At 67.4% G+C, this 21,449-nt stretch carries 19 protein-coding genes and 1 pseudogene; 4 read left to right on the top strand and 16 right to left on the bottom strand.

Features of this window, described 5'->3' with window-relative positions:
• Window positions 1-9 precede the first annotated feature (9 nt).
• Window positions 10-987, top strand: a complete 978-nt coding sequence (locus tag TO66_RS17350; RefSeq protein WP_044463450.1) for a helix-turn-helix domain-containing protein — start codon at window positions 10-12, stop codon at window positions 985-987.
• 63 nt (window positions 988-1,050) lie between these two features.
• Here the strand turns inward: TO66_RS17350 and TO66_RS17345 are convergent, their stop codons facing one another.
• The 6 genes from TO66_RS17345 to hpaB form a co-directional block, all read right to left on the bottom strand.
• The gene (locus TO66_RS17345) at window positions 1,051-2,196 is read right to left on the bottom strand and encodes a class II histone deacetylase (RefSeq protein WP_044463449.1); all 1,146 of its coding nucleotides are present in this window, start codon (window positions 2,194-2,196) and stop codon (window positions 1,051-1,053) included.
• A gap of 31 nt (window positions 2,197-2,227) precedes the next feature.
• Window positions 2,228-3,391, bottom strand: coding sequence for an MFS transporter (locus tag TO66_RS17340; protein ID WP_044463448.1), 1,164 nt, complete (start codon window positions 3,389-3,391; stop codon window positions 2,228-2,230).
• 23 nt (window positions 3,392-3,414) lie between these two features.
• Window positions 3,415-4,281 carry a transporter gene (locus tag TO66_RS17335; RefSeq protein ID WP_044463447.1) on the bottom strand — a complete coding sequence of 289 codons (867 nt, stop codon included), beginning with the start codon at window positions 4,279-4,281 and terminating at the stop codon, window positions 3,415-3,417.
• A gap of 136 nt (window positions 4,282-4,417) precedes the next feature.
• Window positions 4,418-5,389, bottom strand: coding sequence for a helix-turn-helix transcriptional regulator (locus tag TO66_RS17330; protein WP_044463446.1), 972 nt, complete (start codon window positions 5,387-5,389; stop codon window positions 4,418-4,420).
• A gap of 282 nt (window positions 5,390-5,671) precedes the next feature.
• The gene (hpaC, locus tag TO66_RS17325; RefSeq protein ID WP_044463445.1) at window positions 5,672-6,184 is read right to left on the bottom strand and encodes a 4-hydroxyphenylacetate 3-monooxygenase, reductase component; all 513 of its coding nucleotides are present in this window, start codon (window positions 6,182-6,184) and stop codon (window positions 5,672-5,674) included.
• A gap of 146 nt (window positions 6,185-6,330) precedes the next feature.
• Window positions 6,331-7,893 carry a 4-hydroxyphenylacetate 3-monooxygenase, oxygenase component gene (hpaB, locus tag TO66_RS17320; RefSeq protein ID WP_044463444.1) on the bottom strand — a complete coding sequence of 521 codons (1,563 nt, stop codon included), beginning with the start codon at window positions 7,891-7,893 and terminating at the stop codon, window positions 6,331-6,333.
• Between the two features lie 93 nt (window positions 7,894-7,986).
• Between hpaB and TO66_RS34305 the strand changes: the two are divergent.
• The 3 genes and pseudogenes from TO66_RS34305 to TO66_RS17310 form a co-directional block, all read left to right on the top strand.
• Window positions 7,987-8,970, top strand: a pseudogene (locus tag TO66_RS34305) (MCP four helix bundle domain-containing protein); the annotation flags it as partial.
• A gap of 42 nt (window positions 8,971-9,012) precedes the next feature.
• Window positions 9,013-9,876, top strand: coding sequence for a methyl-accepting chemotaxis protein (locus tag TO66_RS34300; protein ID WP_409077195.1), 864 nt, complete (start codon window positions 9,013-9,015; stop codon window positions 9,874-9,876).
• Window positions 9,877-9,913: 37 nt separating this feature from the next.
• The gene (locus tag TO66_RS17310) at window positions 9,914-11,113 is read left to right on the top strand and encodes a pyridoxal phosphate-dependent aminotransferase (protein WP_044463442.1); all 1,200 of its coding nucleotides are present in this window, start codon (window positions 9,914-9,916) and stop codon (window positions 11,111-11,113) included.
• 171 nt (window positions 11,114-11,284) lie between these two features.
• Here the strand turns inward: TO66_RS17310 and TO66_RS17305 are convergent, their stop codons facing one another.
• From TO66_RS17305 to TO66_RS17260, 10 genes are all read right to left on the bottom strand, one after another.
• The gene (locus TO66_RS17305) at window positions 11,285-12,286 is read right to left on the bottom strand and encodes an NAD(P)-dependent oxidoreductase (protein ID WP_044463441.1); all 1,002 of its coding nucleotides are present in this window, start codon (window positions 12,284-12,286) and stop codon (window positions 11,285-11,287) included.
• A gap of 19 nt (window positions 12,287-12,305) precedes the next feature.
• Window positions 12,306-13,601, bottom strand: coding sequence for an MFS transporter (locus tag TO66_RS17300; protein WP_044463440.1), 1,296 nt, complete (start codon window positions 13,599-13,601; stop codon window positions 12,306-12,308).
• 66 nt (window positions 13,602-13,667) lie between these two features.
• Window positions 13,668-14,636: a sugar kinase gene (locus TO66_RS17295; protein ID WP_044463439.1), complete on the bottom strand. Its 969-nt coding sequence runs from the start codon at window positions 14,634-14,636 to the stop codon at window positions 13,668-13,670.
• Window positions 14,629-15,411 (bottom strand): sugar phosphate isomerase/epimerase, encoded by a 783-nt coding sequence (locus TO66_RS17290; RefSeq protein WP_044463438.1) that lies wholly within the window; start codon window positions 15,409-15,411, stop codon window positions 14,629-14,631. Before TO66_RS17290 ends, TO66_RS17295 begins: the two co-directional genes overlap by 8 nt.
• A 289-nt stretch (window positions 15,412-15,700) precedes the next feature.
• Window positions 15,701-16,729, bottom strand: coding sequence for a LacI family DNA-binding transcriptional regulator (locus TO66_RS17285; RefSeq protein WP_044463437.1), 1,029 nt, complete (start codon window positions 16,727-16,729; stop codon window positions 15,701-15,703).
• Window positions 16,730-17,050: 321 nt separating this feature from the next.
• Window positions 17,051-17,977, bottom strand: coding sequence for an alpha/beta hydrolase (locus tag TO66_RS17280; protein WP_044463436.1), 927 nt, complete (start codon window positions 17,975-17,977; stop codon window positions 17,051-17,053).
• Between the two features lie 129 nt (window positions 17,978-18,106).
• Window positions 18,107-19,051 (bottom strand): choline ABC transporter substrate-binding protein, encoded by a 945-nt coding sequence (locus tag TO66_RS17275; RefSeq protein WP_044463435.1) that lies wholly within the window; start codon window positions 19,049-19,051, stop codon window positions 18,107-18,109.
• 132 nt (window positions 19,052-19,183) lie between these two features.
• The gene (locus TO66_RS17270) at window positions 19,184-19,798 is read right to left on the bottom strand and encodes a LysE family translocator (protein ID WP_044463434.1); all 615 of its coding nucleotides are present in this window, start codon (window positions 19,796-19,798) and stop codon (window positions 19,184-19,186) included.
• A 52-nt stretch (window positions 19,799-19,850) separates the two neighbouring features.
• A complete protein-coding gene (locus TO66_RS17265) occupies window positions 19,851-20,690 on the bottom strand; it encodes an AraC family transcriptional regulator (RefSeq protein ID WP_044463433.1) in 840 nt (279 codons plus the stop codon).
• A gap of 75 nt (window positions 20,691-20,765) precedes the next feature.
• Window positions 20,766-21,407 carry a DUF1345 domain-containing protein gene (locus TO66_RS17260; RefSeq protein WP_044463432.1) on the bottom strand — a complete coding sequence of 214 codons (642 nt, stop codon included), beginning with the start codon at window positions 21,405-21,407 and terminating at the stop codon, window positions 20,766-20,768.
• Window positions 21,408-21,449: the final 42 nt, after the last annotated feature.

Below are 21,449 nucleotides of genomic sequence, written 5' to 3'. Positions count from 1 at the left end.
AGAATAAGAATGTCTCCATGCGCCTTGCTCGAAACCCGGCATGCCTGCACCCAGGGCATGGCCCCGGACCAGCGGCTGGCCTTCTGGGAGGACTACAACGCGTCCACCCTGGTCGGCCTCAAATGCACCTCCTTTTGTGAAAGCGGTTTTGCCGCCAGCCAGGACAACCTGCAACTGGCGGGCATGCGCCTGGCGCGGATCGAGGGCAACGAACACGTGGTCGAGCGCGACAACTCGATGATCCGCACGGTGCCCAAGGAGTCGGTGTTCGTGTCCTTCGTCACCGGCAGCGCCTCGTTTTTCTATCAGGATGGCGCCTGCCAGTTGCTCGAACCGGGCGAGCTGATCGTCTACCGCACCGACAAACCCTACCTGTTCGGCTTCTCCGGGCCGATGCGCCAGTTCATTTTCGACATTCCCCAGGCGCTGTTCGCCGAGCGCTGCCTGAAGCGCTTCGACCGCCCCCTGAAGATCGGCGGGCAAAGCGGCGTGCAGCGCCTGTTGTCGCGCACCCTGGGCGAGCGCACGCGGGGGTTTTTCCAGCAGCCGTTGAGCCAGGACGCCGAGGATTACCAGAACCAGGCGTTCGAGCTGTTGCGCAGCCTGATCGCCGGGCAGACGGGCGAGCGGCGCCTCAATGCCCTGAGCGCGTCCTATCTGCTCGCGGCCAAGCAGTGCATCAGCGAACAGCTGGCGGACCCGGGCCTGAGCTGCGAGCGGGTGGCCGCGCAAACCGGCGTCTCGGTGCGGCACCTGAGCCGTCTGTTCGCCCTGGAGGACACCCAGCCCAGTCGCTTTATCCTGGAACAGCGCCTGCAACGGGCCCATGACCTGCTGGGCAGCCCGCGGGGCCGGGGCCTGGACATCGGCGAAATCGCCTACCGCCACGGCTTCGCCAGCCAGGCCCACTTCGCCCGGGCGTTCAAGGCCCATTACGGCCTGACCCCGAGCGAAGCGCGCGCCTCCCAGGCACTCAATCCGATGTAGGCGCTAAGCGTGCTCGCGATAGCCGCGCAGCGGCGATGTACCAGCCACTGCGCGTTATCGAGGTCAATCCATCGCGGGCAATCGAGCGTCGACCGCGGGCTCCTGCAACGCCTCTGCCTGCCGATCGAGCAACTGGCGCTGGAACGCCTGGAACGCCGGGTTCGGCTGCTGGAGCTGGATGAAGTCCAGCATCGGGTCGGTCACCGCGGTCCTGATGCCGGCCAGTTCTTCCACGGTCGCCAGCCCGCAGAAGGGCACATAGGCCTCGGAATAACCGCCTTCATGCACCAGCACCAGGCGGCCCTGGCACAAGCGCTCGGCGGTTTCGCGCAGTTGCCGGGTCATGGCGCGGAACGAGTCGCTGTGCAGCAGCATGCGCGCCAGCGGGTCGACCGCGTTGGCGTCGTAGCCGCAGGCGACGACGATCAGTTCCGGCTCGAAGCGTTCCAGGGCCGGGACCACCAGGCGTCGCAAGGCATGCAGGTAGGCATCGTGGCCGCTGCCGGGCAGCAGCGGGATATTGAGGTTGGCCCCCAGCCCGGCGCCGCGGCCGCGGTCCTGCTCGCCGCTGTAGCCGGGCGGGAAGCAACCGTCCTGGTGCAGGGAGATGGTCAGCACGTCGCCGCGCTCCTCGAAGATCGACTGGGTGCCGTTGCCGTGGTGCACGTCCCAGTCGATCACCGCGACCTTGCCCAGGCCGCGCCTGGCCTTGGCCGCCTCGATGGCGATGGCGATATTGGCCAGGAAGCAGAAGCCCATGGCACCGTCGGCCAGGCAATGGTGGCCCGGCGGGCGGGACAGCGAGTAGGCGTTGTCGGCCTCGCCGGCGAGCACGGTATCCACCGCGGCGATGGCCAGGCCGGCGGAGAGCCGGGCGATCTCGTAGCTGCCGGGGCCGATCGGCGCCTGCGGGCCGAGCTCGCCGCCACCAGCCTCGCTCAGGGCCTTGAAGCGTTGCAGGTAGCCGGCACTGTGCACCCGCAGCAGGTCCGCGTCGCTGGCGGGCGCGGCGCCGCGCACGTGCAGCTGGCGGGTCAGGCCGGAGACGTCCAGCAGGCTTTTCAGGCGGCGTTTGGTTTCCGGCGATTCGGCGTGCCCGGCCGCGGCGGGCGGTTGCACCCAGCCGCCGACGGGCAGCGTCAGGGCATGGGGCCCGGCGCTGTGCCAGAGGCTCAATTCATCGAAGAAAAACGCGGTTTTACGGGTCATGGGGTCTGTCCATTTTCAGGGAAAAGGGGGTTCAGGATGGGCGCCGGCAGCCGAGGATCAGGGCCAGCGACAGCAGGGCCAGGCCGGCGCCGCCGATCAGCAGGGGCTGGAAGCCACCGCTGTGTTCGATCAGCCGGCCAGCCAGCGCGGGGCCGATGGCCAGGCCGCCGCCGATCACCAGGTTGGAGGCGTTCATCAGCTTGCCGGAGCGGTCGAGGTCGGCCAGGCAGGCGAGGATCAGCGGCAGGAGAAAGGTCCAGGTGAACTTGAAGGCCAGGGCGGCGATGGCGAAGCGCGCCAGGGTCGGCGCCCCCAGCAGCAACAGCACCGAGCCGGCCAGCAGGGCGTAGCCGAGCAGCAGCAACAGCCGGCGCGGCAGGCGGTTGCCGATCAGCGAGGTGCAGCCGGCGCCGACGATGCCCATGACCGTGGCGACGGCCAGCCACTCGCCGCTGGCCTGTGCGGAAATGCCGGCCTTGGCGCCGATCGAGCCGATAAAGGTCCAGACCCCGCTGAGGCTGATGTAGAACCCGAGGATGCCGAGGATCCCGCACAGGGCCTTGCCTCGCGGCGCGGCCGGCGCCTGGGCCGTGCTGCTGTCCGAGAGGGGCGCGCCGGGTGGAAAACAGCGCGCCAGGGGCAGGCACAGGCTCATCAGCAGGGCCAGCAGCAGGTAACAGGCCGCCAGGCCGTAATGCTCGAACAGCCGCGGCAGAAGGCCCAGGCCCAGCGCCCCGACCACCAGTTGGCCCATGACCCACAGGCCGTAGGTCCGGCTGGGGTTGGCGGTGGAGGCGGCGCTGGACAGGCAGATGATCATCAGCGAGCCGCCGGCCAGGGCGCTGCAAAAACGCAGGGCCAGCAGCAAGCCGTAGTCCTGGGCCCAGATCGACAGCAGGTTGGCGACGATGAACAGCGTCCCGGCCAGCAGCGCCGCGCGGCGCCAGTCGACGCGCTTGAGCCACCAGAACGCGGGCAGGGTGGCCAGGCTCATGGCCCCCAGTTCGGTGGAGAACAGATCGCCGATCCGCGCCGGGCCGAGCTGCCATTGGCTGGCCAGTTGCGCGGCCACTGCCGGGGCGGTCATCAGGAGGGTCGGGGTAATGGCGGCGAACAGCACGATGGCCGCCAGCAGGGCCAGGGACGACGCGCTGAGCGGCTGTTCGGCGGTCAGGGGGTGCGGTTGGATGCTCATGGGATAGCTCCGGAAAAAGCGCTTCAGAACACGTGGACCAGACGCAGCAAGGCATCGGTGCCGTGGTAGCCGTTGCGGGTGGCGACGTTTTGCGAGAGGCCGAACATCAGCTGGTTCTGCGGGTCCAGCCAGTGGCCGACCTCGAAGCCGACCTGGGTGTAGCGCTTGTGGGTGTCGTCGATGCGCCGGTCGTCGATGCGCAGCTCGCCGCCGTCGGCGTGGATCAGCCGCAGGGCGCCGTAGGTGGCGGGGGTGAAGTCATAGGAGGCGAAGGCTTGCAGGCGGTACAGCGGGTCCTGTTTCAGGTCGCTGCCCAGGTAGTCGTCGTTCTTGGCATAGAGCTGGGCTTCGAGGTTGGCCTCCAGTACCCACTTCTCGCCGACGCCCTGGGTGTAGTTGTAGACAAAGGTCGCGCCCCAGCGGTTGGCGCCCGGCGACACATCCGGGTTGTCGCCGTGGTATTCGCCGACCGGCAGGGTGATCAGGGTCAGCAGGCCGCTGTAGGTGCGCGAGGCCGGGTCATTGATGAAGAACAGCGTGCCGCCGACCTGCGGGTCGCCGAAGCCGCTTTCCCCGGTGCGACGGCTGGCGCCGGGCAGGCGGGCGTCGATATCGGCGAAGGGCAGGATGAACTGCGGCGTGCACAGGGTGCCGCAGAGGTCGCTGAAAAATACCTGGCGATAGGCCACGGCGTTGACCTTCAGCTCGGCCTTGCCGGTGCTGTCGGCGGGGCCGTGGAAGTCGTCGGCGCGGGTTGCCGGCAGGTACAGCACGCCCAGGCTGGTGCCTGGGGGCGCGCCGAAGAAATCGCGGGCGTTGAGGTCGGCGGCGCTGGCATCCAGGCTCAGCAGGGTGCCGGTGCAGGCCAGGGCGGCGAGGGTTCTGGTCATGGGCGTAACGTCTCTTCTTGGAGTAGGAGTGCGGCGAAAGGCTCGCCGGTACGCGGCAGTGGCTGAAAAAAGGGCAAAGGCGCCCCGTGGCCGTCACAGCGACAGCGCAAAAATCAGGGCTGGGGGCTAGCGAGTGTCAGTCGGGCGGGGCGTGCAGCAGATGGGCGATGCGGGTTTTGTCCCTGACCCCGAGCTTGTGGTAGATGGCGCGGATGTGATGGCGCACGGTGTTCGGCGACAGGCCCAGTTCGCGGGCGATTTCCTTGTAGGTCTTGCCTTCGCCGAAGCCCAGGGCCACGTCGTTTTCCCGTGGGCTCAGTTGCGTCAGCAGCGGGCGGCTGCGGGCGGCGAGCAGGAACAGGTCGCCCACCGGCGAGGCGTCGAACTGCAGGTGCCGGCCCTCGTAGCCGCCGTCGGCCATGGCCACGGGCAGGCAGGGGCCGCTCCAGTCCGGCCACTCGCCAAGCAGCAGGTCGACGAAACCGCGTTCGGCGCAATGCAGGGTGCTGTGCTGGTCGCACACCGCCAGCGCCAGGTTGCGCGGGCTGGTGAGGGTTTCGCGCATGGCCACCAGGGTGCGGATCTGGTTCGCCGAGACCGCCGCCACCAGGTGCAGCATCAGGTTGTTGAGCAGCAGGCAGTCGTCGGCATCGAAGCGTGGGGCATCAGGGGCGCGGTACAGCGCCAGGTGATCGCTGAGGTGGGTCTGCGGGTCGATGTACACCACGCACAGCAGTTCGCCGATACCGTAGGTCGCGCCGAGCCAGTTCAGGCCGGGGCCATTGGCCGGGTCGCGCATGTCGACTATCACGGCCTGGCCCGGGTGGGCATGGACCCGGCCGACGGTGACGTCGATATGCTTGATCGACTGCCAGTCCGGCAGGTAGCTGGGCGGCAGGCGGTGCAGGTAGCTGCTGTGTTCTTCCGGCAAGCCGTCGATTAGCGCGGCGCGGCCCCACCAGGCGCTGGCGAAGGGCAGCAACCGGCCGATGCGGTCCAGCGCATGGCCATGGAAGTGTTCGATGTCCTGGTGCTGCGCCAGGCGCTGCAATTCCAGGATCAGCGAGCTGAAGGCGTGCAGCAGGGCGGGGTGATCATGACGGCTCATCGGAGCTTCCTCTGTGCGACTTTCTTATTGTTTTCGTCACGGAGTCGGTAAGGACCGGAACGTCCGGGGGACGTGGGCAGGGCCTGGGGACGAGTATCCCCGGCCTGGCGGGGGATCGCCATCCTACAGATGCAGGATGAAGGGGGACGGGGCAATCGGCTTCTGTAGGAGCGAGGCTTGCCCGCGATAAATCTGCAACGATAACGCGCGTTGGCAGGTATCTCGCCGCTGCGCGGCTATCGCGGGCAAGCCTCGCTCCTACAACAGCGGAAGAGCGGTCGGTCAGGCCGCTCGGACGGCCCGTGGCAACCGATGGAAACCACGGCTGAAATACACCAGCGAGTCGCCGTGTTCGCGCACGCAGATTTCGTCCAGCTGCACCAGCATCACCGAATGGGTGCCGACTTCCTGCACCTCGGTGATGCGTCCCTGGAGGCTGGCGAGGGCGCCGTCGAGCACCGGCAGGGCGTCCTGGCCGTCGCGCCAGGGGTGCAGGCTGAAGCGTTGCTCCATGTCCACCCCGGTCATGCCGGCGAAATGCCGGGCGACCTCTTCGTGTTCGCCGCAGAGCACGTTGACGCAGAGCCGGCCGTTACGCTTGAACACCGGGTTCAGGGCGCTGTTGCGGTTGACGCAGACCATCAGGCTGGGCGGGCTGTCGGTGACCGAGCAGACCGCGGTGGCGGTGATGCCGCAGCGCCCGGCCGGGCCGTTGCTGGTGATGACGTTGACCGCCGCGGTCATGTGCGCCATGGCGTCGCGGAAGGCCTGTTGCTTGGGATCGAGCGGGTGCATGACGAAACTCCTCATTGGGTAGCCTCTGTCCCTTGTAGGAGCGAAGCTTGCTCGCGATAGCCGCACAGCGGCGATCCAACCGTCACACGGCGTTATCGTTCACGCGCTGATCGCGAGCAAGCTTCGCTCCTACACAGGGGCGACGGTTACTGGCGGATACGGTCGAGCATGTTGATGTCGTCCGGGTTGGTCAGGTGCGGCACCGTCCAGCCGTCGAGGTCGTAGTCGCTAAGGCACTGGTCCACCAGCTCGGTCATGGCCTTCATCGAGCCGCTGGCCTGGGCGTGGCGCAGGCACTGCATGCGGATTTCGTCCTGGCTGCCGGCGTAGTTGATCTCGTACAGCTCGTGGCGTCCGCCGAACTCGGTGCCGATGGCGTCCCACAGCAGCTTGAGGATCTTGATCCGCTCCTCGTGGCCCATGCCCGCCGAGCCGCGGCAGTAGGTGCTCAGGTACTGGTTGAGCTGCGGGTCCTTGAGGTCGCGGGAGCCGGATGGCAGGTAGATCAGCCCGCTGGCCACCACCTGCTCGATGATTTTCTTGATGTCGGTGTAGGCCTGGGGCGCCAGCACGCGGTAGGCCTGCAAGGCCTGGGCGCTGGGCAGGAAGGCGCCATTGAGCCATTCGCTGGCGTTGCCGTGCATGGCGTCGGTCAGCGACCAGAACAGGTTGCGCCAGGCCACCACTTCGCCGACCTGCGCCTGCACCCCGCGAAATTCCAGGGAGCCGGTGCACTGCAACGCCTTGACCAGCAGCCCGGTGATGAAGTCGAGCTTGACCGCCAGCCGGGTACAGCCCTGCATCGGGAACAGCCGGCCGAAGCCGCCCTGCGGGAACCACTGGCGGCAGCGCTCGAAATCGCGGTAGATCAGCACGTTTTCCCAGGGGATGAACACCTTGTCCATGATCAGGATCGCGTCGTTCTCGTCGAAGCGGCTGGACAGCGGGTAGTCGAACGGCGAACCGCTCATGCCGGCCTGCAGTTCGTAGGAGGGGCGGCAGATCAGCTTCATGCCGCGGGTGTTCATCGGCGCGATGAACATCAGGGCGAAGTCGGTGTTGTCCCCCAGCAGTTGCGCCGAGCCCTGGCCGACGAAGTTGTAGTGGGTCAGGGCCGAGTTGGTGGCCACCACCTTGGCGCCGCTGACGATGATTCCGCCTGCGACTTCCTCGTCCACCGAGATGAACACGTCCTTGACCTGGTCCACCGGTTTGTCGCGGTCGATCGGCGGGTTGACGATGGCATGGTTGAGGTACAGGCAGGCTTCCTGGATGCGCTTGTACCAGGTGCGGGCGTTGCCTTCGAACTTGCCGTAGAACTCCGGATTGGCGCCCAGGGCGCTGCCGAACGCGGCCTTGTAGTCGGGGCTGCGGCCCATCCAGCCGTAGGTCAGGCGCGACCATTCGGCGATGGCGTCGCGCTGCTGGCGCAACTCGTCGGCGCTTTTCGCCGAGCGGAAGAACTTGTGGGTGTAGCCGCCGTTGCCGGTGTCGGTGTCCCAGCACAGCTTGTCCCGGGTCGCGGGATCGTGCAGGGCGTCGTAGAGGCGGGCCATGGAGGCGGCGGAGTTGCGGAAGGCCGGATGGCGGGTCACGTCCTTGACCCGGTCGCCATAAATGTAGATTTCGCGATCGTCGCGCAGGCTGGCCAGGTACTCGGCGCCGGTCAGCGGGCGGTTGGTCTCGGCACGGAAGTCTTCGGGTTTCATCATCCACTCCAGTCATTGTTGTTATGCGTTGCCTCGGGGGCTGGGGCCAATGATGGGCAGGGCGGGGCGGCGACTGAATGGCTTTTCCGGCGAATGAATTGCACTTTTCAAAGGGGGGCGGCGGGCCGCCAGGGGCGCCGCGGTCGGCGGCTCTGGCAGCAATCTGTTGCAACTGTGAAACAGTTCCGCAATACGGAAATATTTTTTCACATTTGCCTGCAACAAAGCTCAAGCGCTGCCGATATCGCTATTAGGCCCACAGACCAAAACAACAGTGGGGCCCGCCTGCCAGGCCGCCGCCGGTCGCAGGGTCCGGTGCATGGATGCCCGCAGTCCTCAATCTCCGAGAGTCATCCTATGTCCCTACGTAATATGAATATCGCGCCTCGAGCTTTCCTCGGTTTTGCGTTCATCGCGTTGCTGGTCGTCGCGCTGGGTGCATTCGCCATCAATCGCATGTCGGTCATCCACCAGGCCTCCCTGGACATGGAAAGCAACCAACTGCCCAGCGTAGGGTTCCTCGGCGACCTCAACGAAAACGTCTTGCGCCTGCGGATTCTCTCGTTCCGCGTGCTGGTCAACCGCGAGCCGGCCGGCCTGCAGGAAGCGCAGACGCGCATCGGCGTCCTGGTGGACAAGGCGCGCCAGGCCCAGGCCAGCTACGCCGTGCTGCCGATGGGGGACGAGGAGGCGGTGGTGTACAAGGCCTTCGCCGCCACCCTGGATAAATACCTGCAGGCGCAGAACGACATGATGGAACTGTCGCGGCAGAACAAGCTCGAGGAGCTGCGCACCCTGATCAATACGCGGATCAAGGAAGGCACCGACCAGATGGGCGAGCAGTTGAGCAAACTGGTGGCGATCAACAAGGTGGCGGCCACCCAGGCCTCGGATGAGGCCGGCGAGAATTATCACAGCGCCATTACCGGTATCGTCGCGGTCGCGGTGATCGCGGCCCTGCTCACGGTGGTGCTGGCGTTGCTGCTGACCCGCAGCATCGTGTCGCCGTTGAACCGCGCCGTGCTCGCCGCGCAGACCATCGCCGCGGGCAACCTGACCCAGGCCATCGAGGTCGACGGCAAGGACGAACCGGCCCGCCTGCTCGGCGCCCTGGGCGAAATGCAGCGCAGCCTGCGCAAGACCATCGAGCAGATCTCCGGCTCGGCGACCCAGCTGGCCTCGGCGTCCGAAGAGCTCAGCGCGGTCACCGAGGAAGCGTCTCGGGGCTTGCAGCAGCAGAACAATGAAATCGAACAGGCGGCCACCGCCGTCAACGAGATGACCGCGGCCGTGGAGGAGGTGGCGCGCAATGCGGTGTCGACTTCCGAGGCCTCGCACCAGTCCACCCAGGCTGCCCGCGAGGGGCGCGACCGGGTGGTGGAGACCGTCGACGCGATCCAGACCATGACCCACGACGTGCAAAACACCTCGGTGATGATCGAAGGCCTGGCCAGCCAAGGCCGGGACATCGGCAAGGTGCTGGACGTGATCCGCGCCATTGCCGAGCAGACCAACCTGCTGGCCCTCAACGCGGCGATCGAGGCGGCCCGCGCCGGCGAGGCCGGGCGCGGTTTCGCGGTGGTGGCCGACGAAGTGCGGGCCCTGGCCCATCGCACCGCGCAGTCGACCCAGGAGATCGAGAAGATGGTGGCCGGCATCCAGAACGGCACCGGCGAGGCGGTGCAGTCGATGCAGCAGAGCAACCAGCGCACCCAGAGCACCCTGGAAATGGCCCGCGCCGCCGGCGTGGCGCTGGAGCAGATCGCCGAATCGATCAACCTGATCAACGAGCGCAACCTGGTGATCGCCAGTGCCTCGGAAGAACAGGCGCAGGTGTCCCGCGAGGTCGACCGCAACCTGGTGAATATCCGCGACCTGGCCACCCAGTCGGCCGCCGGGGCCAACCAGACCAGCGCCGCCAGCCATGAGCTGTCGCGCCTGGCGGTGGATCTGAACGCGATGGTGGCGCGCTTTGTGATTTGAGTTAGGGTTGTTGGAATGCGTGCCGAAGGAGAACGAGATGCGCTATTCAGCCCTGACCCAACGGATCGACGGCGAAGGCGCCGCGGCCTGGCAAATCCACTACCGCGCGCTGGAACTGCGCGAGCAGGGCGCCGATGTGTTGCTGTTGACCATCGGCGACCCGGACTTCGATACCCCAAGGCCCATCGTCCAGGCCGCCATCGATAGCCTGCTGGCCGGCGATACCCATTATTCGGAAGTGCGCGGCAACCATTCGTTGCGCAGCCGGATCGCCGCCCGGCATCGCGCCCGCACTGGCCAGGCGGTCGGCGCCGAGCACGTGGTGGTGCTGCCCGGCGCCCAGTGCGCGGTGTTTTCCGTGGCCCAGTGCCTGCTCGACCCCGGCGACGAGGTGCTGGTGGCCGAGCCCATGTACGTCACCTACGAAGGCGTGTTCGGCGCCTGCGGGGCCAAGGTCCTGCCGGTGCCGGTGCGTCCAGAGAACGGTTTTCGCGTCGAGGCGGACGCGGTCGCCGCGCGCATCACCCCCAGGACCCGCGCGCTGATGCTCAACAGCCCGAACAATCCCTCCGGCGCCAGCCTGTCGCGGGACACCTGGCAGGCTCTGGCGCGACTGTGCGTCGAGCATGACCTGTGGCTGATCTCGGACGAGGTCTACAGCGACCTGCTGTTCGACGGCGAGCATGTCAGCCCCGGCAGCCTGCCGGGCATGGCCGAGCGCACGGCGACCATCAACAGTTTGTCCAAGTCCCATGCCATGACTGGCTGGCGGGTCGGCTGGGTGGTGGCGCCGCAGGCCCTGGCCGGGCACTTGAGCAACCTGGCGCTGTGCATGTTGTACGGCCTGCCGGACTTCGTGCAGAACGCCGCGGTGGTGGCGCTGGACGCCGAGCTGCCGGAGCTTTCGCGGATGCGCGAGGAATATCGCCAGCGCCGCGACCTGGTGTGCGACACGCTCGGCCAGTGCGCCGGGCTCAAGCCGGTTCGTCCCGACGGCGGCATGTTCGTGATGGTCGATGTGCGGGAAACCGGCCTGGGCGCCCAGCAGTTCGCCGAGCGGTTGCTGGAGGAACACGGGGTCTCGGTACTCGCCGGCGAGGCCTTCGGCCCCAGTGCGGCGGGGCACATCCGCATCGGCCTGGTGGTCGATCGACAACGCCTGGCCGACGCCTGCCGGCGCATCGTGCGGTGCACCCAGGACCTGCTCGAAGGCCGGCCGCCGAAGCGACACCGCTGACCGACATCCTCAATCCACTTTGGCAGGCCCCAGGCAATCGGGGTCTTGCGCTTGCGGCCGATCACCCCGGAACCTGTAGGAGCGAGGCTTGCCCGCGATGGTCGTTAACGAAGACGCGTATCCACTGGAGGTACGCGGCGTTCTCAAGTCCATCGCGGGCAAGCCTCGCTCCTACAGGGGGCCGGCTGTGGTTTGACGCCGCTCCCAGGCCTGGGGGTTGACCAGGTTGGCCGGGCGCTGGCCGGCCAGGGCCGCCAGCAGGTTGTCGACGGCGCAGCGGGCCATGGCCTCGCGGGTCTCGACCGTGGCCGAGCCGATATGCGGGGTCGCCACCACATTGTTCAACTGCAACAGCGGCGAATCGTGGCCCAGCGGTTCGCGCTCGAACACGTCCAGCCCGGCCGCGCGGATCTGCCGCTTCTGCAAGGCCTCGATCAGCGCCTGTTCGTCCACCACCTTGCCCCGGGAAATATTGATGAAGATGCTTTCCGGGCGCATCAGCGCGAACTCGTCGCGGCCGATCAGGCCCCGGGTCTGCTCGGTCAGCGGCAGGGTCAGGCAGATGAAGTCGGCCTGCCGCAGCAGCTCCGGCAGGTCGCAGTAGCGCGCGCCGAAGCGTTGCTCCACCGCCGGCTTCGGCCGGTTGCTGTGGTAGATCACCGGCATGCCGAAGCCGAAATGGCCGCGCTGGGCCAGGGCCTCGCCGATCCGTCCCATGCCGATGATGCCCAGGGTCTTGCCGTGCACGTCGCTGCCGAAATGCAGCGGCCCGATATTGCGGTTCCACTGGCCGGAGCGCACCAGGTTGGCCAGCTCCACCACCCGCCGGGCGCTGGCCAGGATCAACGCGAAGCCGGTGTCGGCGGTGGTCTCGGTGAGCACGTCGGGGGTGTTGCTGAGCAGGATGTCGCGCTGGGTCAGGTAGTCGATGTCGTAGTTGTCGACGCCCACCGAGACGCTGGCTACGGCTTCCAGGCGCGGGGCCAGGTCGAGCAGCTCGGCGTCCAGGCGCAGGCTGGCGCCGAGCAGGCCCTGGGCGCTGGGCAGGGCGGCGCGCAGCCGGGCCAGGCCCTGGGCGCCGAGGTCTTCGATCAGGGTCACCTCGGCCTGTTCGTGCAGGCGGGCCATCAGCGGCGGGGAGAGTTTCTTGTACAGCACGACCTGTTTTTTCATCGGGTTCACCTTGTTCGATTCAGGGATGCGCCAGGCGGCGACGGACCGGCAGCGCGCGGCGGCTGCGGTCGCTGGCGCCCGGGCGCAGGAAGAGGGTCAGCAGCACCGACAGCAGCAACGCGCCGCTCATCAGCAGGTAAGAGGCGCCCGGCGAGCCGGTGGCGCTGTTCAGGTAGCCCACCAGGTACGAACCGCCGAACGAGCCCAGGGCGCCCATGCTGTTGATCAGCGCCATGGCGCCACCGGCGACGTTGGCCGGGAGGATCTCCGGGACGATGGCGAAGAACGGCCCATAGGGCGCGTACATGCAGGCACCGGCGATCACCAGCAGGCTGTAGGACCACCAGAAGTGCTCGGCGCCCAGCAGGTAGGAGCCGTAGAAGGCGAAGGACGCGACCAGCAGCGGCGGCCAGACGAAGCGCTTGCGTTTCTGCAGTCGGTCCGAGCCCCAGGAGACCCCGAGCATGGCGATCACCGCGGCCAGGTAGGGCAGCGCCGACAGCCAGCCGGCCTCGACCATGTCCATCTGTGCGCCGTGCTTGAGGATCGACGGCAGCCACAGCACGAAGCCGTAGACCCCGATGCTCCAGCAGAAGAACTGCAGGGCGAGGATGATCACCTTGGGCGAGCGGAACGCCTCGGCGTAGTTCTTCACCGCCTTGATGCCCACCTGTTCGGCGGCCAGGGCGCTTTCCAGGTCGTGTTTCTCCTGGTCGTCGAGCCATTTCGCGGTGCTGGGCCGGTCATCGGCCAGGCGCCACCAGATAAAGGCCCAGATCACCGCCGGCAGGCCTTCGATGATGAACATCCAGCGCCAGCTGAAATGCTCCACCAGGTACCCCGAGACCACCGACATCCAGAGCATGGTCACCGGGTTGCCGAGGATCAGGAAGGTGTTGGCCCGCGAGCGTTCGGCGCGGGTGAACCAGTGGCACAGGTAGACCAGCATCGCCGGCATCACCGCGGCCTCGACCACGCCGAGCATGAAGCGGATGCCGATCAGCATCCAGGCGTTGGACACCACGCCGGTAAGCGTGGCCAGGCCACCCCAGAGGATCAGGCTGACGAAGATCAGTTTCTTCACGCTGTGCTTTTGCGCGTAGATCGCCCCCGGCACCTGGAAGAAGAAGTAGCCGAGGAAGAACAGGGCGCCGAGCAGCGACGACAGGCCGGGGGTGATCATCAGGTCAGCGGCCATCCCGGAGGCGGCGGCGAACCCGTAGTTGGCGCGGTCCAGGTACGCCAGGCTGTAGGTGATGAATACGATGGGCATGATGTACCACCAGCGGCGGGTGGCGAGTTTGAGCGTTTGCATGAGGGTGCTCCTGAGCTTGTTGTTTTTGTCGCAGCAGGTAACGCGTGGTTCAGTGGGTGTCCGGGTTCAAGGGCTGATCGCGAGCGCGCTGGCGACGGACGGCGCGGCGATGGGCAATTCGTCCCGGGTCGGCAGGCCTTCCATGTCGCCGCGGCTCTGTACCGCGCGGCTGCCGACCCAGTTCGCCCGCTGCACGGCCTCGGCCATGCTGAGGTTTTCCAGCAGGGCGCTGATCAGGCCGACGGCAAAACCGTCTCCAGCGCCCACGGTGTCGACCACCTGCGCCACGGGCACGGCCTCGACGAAACCGTCGTGCAGCTGGGTGCGGTAGTAGGCGCCATGGGCGCCGAGCTTGATCACCACGGCCTCGACGCCCTGGTCCAGGTAGAAGGCGGCGATGTCGGCGGGGTCTTCGTAGCCGGTCAGCAGCCGGCCCTCGGCGAGCCCCGGCAGGACCCAGTGGGCCAGCGCGGCCAGGCGGTTGATTTCATGGATCATCAGTTTTTCGCTGCCCCACAGGCTGGGCCGCAGGTTCGGGTCGAAAGACAGGCTGCGGCCAGCGGCGCGCATCCGGCTCATCAGGCTGTGGGACAGGTCCCGGGCCGAGGCCGACAGCGCCGGTGGAATGCCGGTGGCGTGCAAGTGGCGGGCGCGCAGCAGCTCGGGGGCGATGTCGGCGACGCTCAGGTGGCTGGCCGCCGAGCCGCGGCGGAAGTACTCGACCCGCGGATCGTCGCCGTGTTCTTCCAGGGACTTGAGCTGGAAGCCGGTGGGGTGCAGCGGGTCGGTGCCGACGAAGCGGCAATCCACGCCTTCGGCCTGCAGGCTGTCGACCACGAAGCGGCCCAGGGAGTCGGCGCCGACCCGGCTCAGCCAGCCGACCTTGAAGCCCAGGCGCGACAGGCCGATGGCCACGTTGCTGTCGGCGCCGGCGATGCGTTTGTGGAAATGCGCGACCCGGGACAGGTCGCCGCTCTGTTCGGCGACGAACATCGCCATGGTTTCGCCGAACGACAGGATATCGAGTTCAGGCATGAGCGTTCTCCAGTCGCGACTGGCCGAGGTGGGCGAGGGCGGTGACGTGCTCGCGGGTCAACTGCACCAGGTCGGCGCCTTGCAGCGGGTATTCCACGGCCCGGGTAATACCTTGAGTCATGTGCCGCAGCAGTTGTTCCCACAGATGCAGGTCGGTCATGCCCGGCGGTACCGCCACCAGCTTGCCGTCGGCCCGCCGTGCCACCGCCTTGCAGTGCACGTAGCCGACATGGCGGCCGAGCAGGCGCGCGGCGGTGGAGGCGGACTGGTCCTGCCACTGCCAGTTGCCGATGTCGAAGGTCATCTGCACCGGCAGGGCATGGCGCTCGACCGCGTCGAAGAAACGCTGGAAGGGCTCGATGCGCCCGCCGTGCAGGGTCTGGTCGTTTTCCACCAGCAGCTGTACCGGGTAGCGCGCCAGCAGCAGCCCCAGGTAAGGCAGGTCGTTGTGCTCGGTGAAATAGCCGAGCGACACCTTGAGGCTTTTCGCGCCGAAGGCCTGGGCCCGTTGCAGCGCCTGTTCCAGCAGCGGGTTGGCGTGGGCACGCCCGGCCACCCAAAGCTCCAGCGGCGAAGAAAACACACTCTCCAGATGCTGCTCGCGGGCGGCCTCGGCCAGCTGGGCCGGGTCTTCGTCGGTCAGCAGTTCCTCGCGCCATTCGATGCGCGACGCGCCGGCGGCGGCCAGCACCTCGATGAAACGGCCCTGGCCCTGCTCGCGCACGTAGTCGGCGCCGTAGCTGGAAAGGCTGATGGATACAGGCGATCTATGCATTGTTGTGGCCTCTGAAACCGGTTTCATTTCTTCTCAAAAAAAAGCCCCAAAAAATGAAGCTCGTCTTCCTGTCTGTACGCCTGCGCGCTCCCTGTCGCCGCGATTCCCTGTAGCCGCTGCCGAGCACCAGCGAGGCTGCGATCGGCAACGCAGTTGCCGCAAAATCTGCCTCCTCGCAGGAACCGGGGAAACGCGGTGCCTGCCTGGCGAGTCCTGCGGCCTCGATCGCAGCCTCGCTGGTGCTTGGCAGCGGCTACAACAGCACCGCGATTCGCGGGTCGATCAGTGGTTACGGAGCCCCGCGCTGGCGGGTGGAACCGCGCACGATCAGCTCGGCGGCGAAGTCCAGCACCCGCAGCGGCTCGATGTCGCCGCGCAAACGCTTGAGCAGGCACTCGAAGGCGCTGGCGCCGATCCGTGTGGTGGGTTGGGCAAGGGACGTGATGCCGTCGCCCACCAGCGGGTACCAGTCGAGGTCGTCGAGGGCGATCAGGCCGATCTCGTCGAACAGCGGGCAGCCCAGCTCGCGCAAGGCCCGGGTCGCGGCCAGGGCGGCGACGCCGTTGGCGCAGAACAGGGCTTTCGGCCCGGGGCCGGGGGCGGCGAGGAACTGTTGCAACTGCCGGGTCAACGCCGCGCCGGTCTCCACCTGCGCGCCGCGCAAGGCCGGGCGCTGCTCGATCTGCGCCTTGAAGCTGGCGCTGCGCTCGATCCGCGAGCTGGTGCCGTCGTGGGGTTCGCTGACCAGCAGCACATCGCGGTAGCCGCGCTCTTGCAGATGTTCGATGGCGCTGCGCACGGCCTGCGCGTTATCCAGGCCGACCAGGTCGCTGTGCAGGTGCTCGACCTTGCGGTCCACCAGGACCATGGGCATTTCCCGGTGCAGTTCGCGCAACTCGTCCAGGTGATGGCCGAGGGTGTTCACGATCAGGCCTTCGATGTTGTACGAGCGCAGGTTGGCCAGGTGCTGGCGCTCCTGCTCGTCGTCGCGGTCGGTGTTGCACACCACCAGGCTGTAGCCGTGCTGGCGGCAGGCGGTTTCCACGCCGTGCATCACGGCAATCGAATAGGGGTTGCGGATATCGGCCACCAGCATGCCGATCAGGCGCGTGCGCCCGCGCTTCAGGCCGCGGGCCATCTGGTTCGGGCGATAGCCCAGTTCGCTGATGGCCTGCTCGATACGCTGGGCGGTGGCGTCGGAGAGCAGGGCGCGGTCGTCGCCGATGAAGCGCGACACGCTGGCCTTGGAGACCCCGGCGCGCTCGGCGACATCGAGCATGGTGACGCGGCTGCGTTGGGCGGCGGAAAAACTGTTCACGGGCAGCGACCTGGTTATTGGCGTTCTTGTTATGGGTGTATCCGGTTGCAGGTGCGACCTTCTGACGCATCGCTGAAACCGGTTTCAGGAAACAGCAAAGCGCTGTTGCCGTCAAGCGCGAACAGCGCGAGCGGGATGAAAAAAATCTCATGTGCTTGGGCGGGGATACCCTTTATTGGCGGAGCGAGGCGTCTGGCACCTGCGTTGCAGGTGATCGCGGGCAAGTCGGATCGCCGCCCGCTCGCTCCTACGCTGAGCGCGGTGGCTTCATGTAGGAGCGAGGCTTGCCCGCGATAAGGACCATGCGGTTTCGGATGGAATCTATTCGAGGGCGCGCCGCAGGTAGCCGAGCAGGGCGCTGTACAGCGCATCGACCTCTGCCGCCAGGCCCCGGGCCCGCAGGCAGCCATGCACCAGGCCGAGGCCCGGGTACAGCTGGCTGTGGCCGCCGGCGGCCAGCAGCCGCTGGTGATACAGGGCGCCGTCGTCGCGCAGCGGGTCGAACTGCGCCAGGGCGATAAAGGCCGCGGGCAGGCCGCTGAAATCCGTGGCCAGCAAGGGCCGGGCGTAGGGCGACTGGCGGTGCGGGGCCGGCAGGTACAGGGCCAGGTAGTCCTCCACATCGTCGCGGCCCAACAGGGGCGCATCGGCGCACTGCTGGCGCGACGGCAGGTCGGTGTCGCCGCCCAGGCCGGGATACAGCAGCACCTGGGCGGCGGGCAGGGGCTGGCCGGCATCGCGCAGGGCCAGGCACAGGGCGGCGGCGAGGTTGCCGCCGGCGCTGTCGCCGATCACCAGCTGGCGCCGCGGATCCAGGGCGAAAGGGCTGGCGCCGGCCTGCAGCGCCCGCCACACCGCCAGGCAATCGTCTAAGGCGGCGGGAAACGGGTGTTCCGGCGCCAGGCGGTAATCCACGGCAACCACCAGCACCTGCAACTGCGCCGCCAGGTAGGCGGTGATGAAGTCATGGGAATCCAGGTCGCCCACCACCCAGCCACCGCCGTGCAGGTACAGCAGGCAAGGCCAGCCCTGCGCGGGCATCGGGCGGGCGGGGCAATAGGCGCGCACCGGCACCCCGGCCAATTGCAATTCGCTGATCCGCAGGTTGTCGGGGTGGGGCGCAGTGAAGGCCCGGCACATGCGGTTGTAGCTGTCGCGCTGGCCCTTGAAGCTGCTGTCGGTGCTGGTGAAGCTCAAGGTCCTGGCGACGAAGGCGGCGAGTTCGGGGGAGAGGGGGTAGTGGCGCATGACCGGGGATATCCGTTGTTGGGGAGGACGTCATCGCGGGCAAGCCTCGCTCCTACAGAAGCAGTGTGATCCTGTAGAAGCGAGCGGGCGGCGATCCGACTTGCCCGCGATCAGATCGGCAGGACGCCACTATTTCAGGCTGGCCTGCACGGCCGCCACACCATCCTTGCCGTCGAAGCTGCTGACCCCGGCCAGCCAGCGTTGCAGGTCCTCGGGGTGCTCGCGCAGCCATTGCCGCGCCACGTCCCGGGGCGTCTGGCGTTCCATGATCGGCACCATCAGCTGGCTTTCCTGGGCCGCGGTGAAGGTCAGGTTGCGCAACAGGCGGTCGACGTTGGGGCAGCGCTCGGCGTAGTCCGGCGCGGTGACGGTGGACACCTTGGCCGCGCCTTCGTTGGGGCCGTAGACGTCTTCGCTGCCGGTCAGGTAGGCGATTTTCATGTTGATGTTCATCGGGTGCGGGGTCCAGCCGACGAACACCACGAATTCCTTGCGGTTGATCGCCCGTTGCACCGCCGCGAGCATACCGGCTTCGCCGGACTCGATCAGCTTGAAGCCCTTGAGGCCGAAACGGTCGGTGTCGATCAGGGTCTTGATCGTGGTGTTGGCGCCGCTGCCGGGTTCGATGCCGTAGAGCTTGCCGCCCAGTTGTTCCTTGAAGCGGGCGATGTCGGCGAAGGTCTTCAGGCCCGCGGCGGCGACATAGTCCGGCACGGCGAGGGTGGCCTGGGCGTCGGCCAGGCTGGGTTGATCCAGGACCTTGACCTGCCCGGCCTCGAGGAACGGCGCGATGTTCTTGTCCATCGCCGGTTGCCAGTAGCCGAGGAAGACGTCCAGGCGCTTGTCGCGGATACCAGCGAAGATGATTTGCTGCACGGCGCTGGTCTGTTTGCTGTCGTAGCCCAGGCCGGTCAGCAGCACGTCGGCCATGCCGCTGGTGGCGATGACGTCGGTCCAGTTGACCACGCCCATGCGCACGGTCTTGCAGGAGGCGGGCTCGCTGGCCCAGGCGTTGGCGCCGAGCAGCAGGGCGCCGCAGAGAAACGGGAGACAAGGCTTGAACAGGGTTTTCATCACAGGGTCTCGTCCGGCAGGTCGTTATTGTCGGGAGCGGCGTCTTGTTGCGCCGTGCCCACCACTTTAGGTAACGCAGACCGTTGTGAAAGCGCCCTGAGGCGACCGGCTCTTGCACTGGGGCGACTCGGTTCAGGCCCACAGGCTCAACCAGGCGGAGGCCAGCAGCAACAGCGCCATGCCCCGATTGAAACGCTGCATGGCCAGCGGCGAGCGCAGCAGCCGGGCGGAGCCGGCGCCGAGCAGCGCCCAGGTGCCGAGGCAGGGCAGGGACACCAGGAAAAACACCAGCGACAGGTACAGCACCTGGCCCTGGTGTGCGCTGCCATCGCCGGCGAACACGCTGACCACGACCAGGGCCATCATCCAGGTCTTGGGGTTGACCAGTTGCAGGCTGGCGCCGCCGAGCAGGCCCAGGCGTCGGTGCCGGGTATCGGCCTGTGGATCGATGGACGGCGCCGGGGCGCGGAAGATCTGCCAGGCCAGGTAGCTGAGCCAGATCACTCCGGCCCAGCGCATGACGCTGGGCAGGCCGGGTACTTCCATCAGCGTGCGGCCGAGGCCGCTGCCCACCAGCATGACAATGCCGGCGGCGGCCACGCAGGCGCCGAGCACGATCGGCAGCGCGGCCTTGAAACCATGGCGGGCGCTGTTGCTCAGCACCAGGATATTGGTCGGCCCCGGGGTGATCGAGGCCACGAAGGCGAACAGCAGGAAGGGCAACAGGGTGGATAAGGAAGACAACATCGCGGGCAGGCTCCAGTGAAGATCGATGAGGGCGATCTTCGTCGGCGCCGGTTCAGGCGTCTGGAAGGTTTGAGCAGCGCTTGCGATAGGCGGCCGGGGTCAGGCCGTAGGCGCGGACGAACCAGCGGCCCATGTGGCTCTGGTCGGCGAACCCCAGGGCCATGGCCACCTCGGCCGGCGCCTCGCCGCGGGCCAGCAGGCGCCGGGCCTTGGCCAGGCGCAATTGCACCAGGTAGGCGTGGGGCGGCAGGCCATAGGCGGCCTTGAAGGCGCGGGTCCGGCGGAAGCGGTCGACGCCACAGGCCGCGCCCAGCTCGTCCAGGCTGATGTCCTGCTGGGCGTGGGCGTGCAGGTAGTCGCGGGCCTTGTGCGCCACCAGCGGCAGGCGCGGGTCCTGGTGGTAACGCTTGCGCCAGTGCAGGTGGCCGGTGAGCTGGTCGAGCAACTGGTCCATGGCGCTCTGGCGGACGATGCGCAGCTCGCCGTGGTGCAGGCTGTGGAAGGCATTGCTGGTGGCCAGGGCCAGGCGCTGGTCGCTGGCCAGGGTGGTGGCGAAACTCAGCTGGCTGTCGGCCGGCGCTTCCTCGAACAGCGCGCTCAGCTCGCGCTCCAGCCACTGCGGGTCGAGGTACAGCATGCGGTAGGTGAAGCCGCCTTCGGTGGGCGCGTCGCCGTCGTGGATTTCCCCGGGTTCGAGCAGGAACACCTTGCCCGGGGTGCTGTGAAAACGCTCGCGCCGGCAGTGGAATTGCTGCACGCCTTCTTCGGTCACGCCCACCAGGTAGCTGTCGTGCCAGTGCGGATCGTAGGCATGGCCGGTGAAATGGGCGCGCAGGGTCTCGATGCCGGTATCGGCGTCCTGGGCCAGGTCGAGCCAGTTGTGCGCGTTCATGGAGTATCCGTGACGAGGGCGGGACCGTCAGTTAGCGCCCGCCGGCCGGGGCCGATCTAGAACATTTGTGCGGCATCAGCTGAACAGCCCGGCGGCGATGTTGATGGAAAACCCGAGGATCGCGGTGTTGAACAGAAAGCCGATCAGCGACTGGGCCAGCACGATCTTGCGCAGCTCGCGGGTGGCGACGCCGACGTCGGCGGTCTGCACCGCCACGCCGATGGTGAAGGAGAAATACAGGAAGTCCCAGTAGTTGGGAGTGGTCAGCCCCTCGGCGAAGCGCAGCGCCGGCTCCTTGCCGTCCCAGGTGTAGTAGAGGCGGGCGTAGTGCACGCTGAAGATCACCCCGATCAGCAGCCAGGAACCGATTACCGTAAGGCCGGTGAAGGCGTAGTGCAGCAGGCGCCGGTCGTGGTCCAGGTCCTTGCTGCCGGCCAGCGAGAAGGTGATCGCCGCGAGGCTGGCGATGGCCGCGATGCAGACCAGGAACAGCACCAGGCCGGCGTTCTCGTCCTCGACTTCGGCGATGCGTTTCACATCGTCGGCCCGCGAGCGCAGGGTCAGCCAGAAGATCAGCGCCAGGTAACTCCAGACCCCGGCGTTCCAGCCAACGAGGATCTTGCTGACCAGGCCGTCGGCCGGCGCCAGGATGCCTGCCGCCAGGCCGATCAGGGCGCCGAGGGTCAGGCGGGGATGGGTGCGTACGAGAAGGGACATGGTGGCTCGCGGTGGCGGGTTTGCGGCAAACCTTAGCATGCC

Origin of the sequence: Pseudomonas sp. MRSN 12121, assembly GCF_000931465.1 — a bacterium.
GTDB lineage: Bacteria > Pseudomonadota > Gammaproteobacteria > Pseudomonadales > Pseudomonadaceae > Aquipseudomonas.
Note: the sequence above shows the minus strand (reverse complement) of the source record. Positions and strands in the feature narration are given on the sequence as shown.

Excerpts from the sequence above, each read along its gene's own strand:
- TO66_RS17275 (WP_044463435.1), bottom strand. The coding sequence starts at position 19,051 with ATGAAAACCCTGTTCAAGCCTTGTCTCCCGTTTCTCTGCGGCGCCCTG.
- TO66_RS17330 (WP_044463446.1), bottom strand. The coding sequence starts at position 5,389 with ATGAGCCGTCATGATCACCCCGCCCTGCTGCACGCCTTCAGCTCGCTG.
- hpaC (WP_044463445.1), bottom strand. The coding sequence starts at position 6,184 with ATGCACCCGCTCGATCCCAAGCAACAGGCCTTCCGCGACGCCATGGCG.
- hpaB (WP_044463444.1), bottom strand. The coding sequence starts at position 7,893 with ATGAAACCCGAAGACTTCCGTGCCGAGACCAACCGCCCGCTGACCGGC.
- TO66_RS17335 (WP_044463447.1), bottom strand. The coding sequence starts at position 4,281 with ATGACCAGAACCCTCGCCGCCCTGGCCTGCACCGGCACCCTGCTGAGC.
- TO66_RS17310 (WP_044463442.1), top strand. The coding sequence starts at position 9,914 with ATGCGCTATTCAGCCCTGACCCAACGGATCGACGGCGAAGGCGCCGCG.
- TO66_RS17280 (WP_044463436.1), bottom strand. The coding sequence starts at position 17,977 with ATGCGCCACTACCCCCTCTCCCCCGAACTCGCCGCCTTCGTCGCCAGG.
- TO66_RS17265 (WP_044463433.1), bottom strand. The coding sequence starts at position 20,690 with ATGAACGCGCACAACTGGCTCGACCTGGCCCAGGACGCCGATACCGGC.
- TO66_RS17295 (WP_044463439.1), bottom strand. The coding sequence starts at position 14,636 with ATGCCTGAACTCGATATCCTGTCGTTCGGCGAAACCATGGCGATGTTC.
- TO66_RS34300 (WP_409077195.1), top strand. The coding sequence starts at position 9,013 with ATGCAGCGCAGCCTGCGCAAGACCATCGAGCAGATCTCCGGCTCGGCG.
- TO66_RS17350 (WP_044463450.1), top strand. The coding sequence starts at position 10 with ATGTCTCCATGCGCCTTGCTCGAAACCCGGCATGCCTGCACCCAGGGC.
- TO66_RS17345 (WP_044463449.1), bottom strand. The coding sequence starts at position 2,196 with ATGACCCGTAAAACCGCGTTTTTCTTCGATGAATTGAGCCTCTGGCAC.
- TO66_RS17290 (WP_044463438.1), bottom strand. The coding sequence starts at position 15,411 with ATGCATAGATCGCCTGTATCCATCAGCCTTTCCAGCTACGGCGCCGAC.
- TO66_RS17305 (WP_044463441.1), bottom strand. The coding sequence starts at position 12,286 with ATGAAAAAACAGGTCGTGCTGTACAAGAAACTCTCCCCGCCGCTGATG.
- TO66_RS17340 (WP_044463448.1), bottom strand. The coding sequence starts at position 3,391 with ATGAGCATCCAACCGCACCCCCTGACCGCCGAACAGCCGCTCAGCGCG.
- TO66_RS17260 (WP_044463432.1), bottom strand. The coding sequence starts at position 21,407 with ATGTCCCTTCTCGTACGCACCCATCCCCGCCTGACCCTCGGCGCCCTG.
- TO66_RS17300 (WP_044463440.1), bottom strand. The coding sequence starts at position 13,601 with ATGCAAACGCTCAAACTCGCCACCCGCCGCTGGTGGTACATCATGCCC.
- TO66_RS17270 (WP_044463434.1), bottom strand. The coding sequence starts at position 19,798 with ATGTTGTCTTCCTTATCCACCCTGTTGCCCTTCCTGCTGTTCGCCTTC.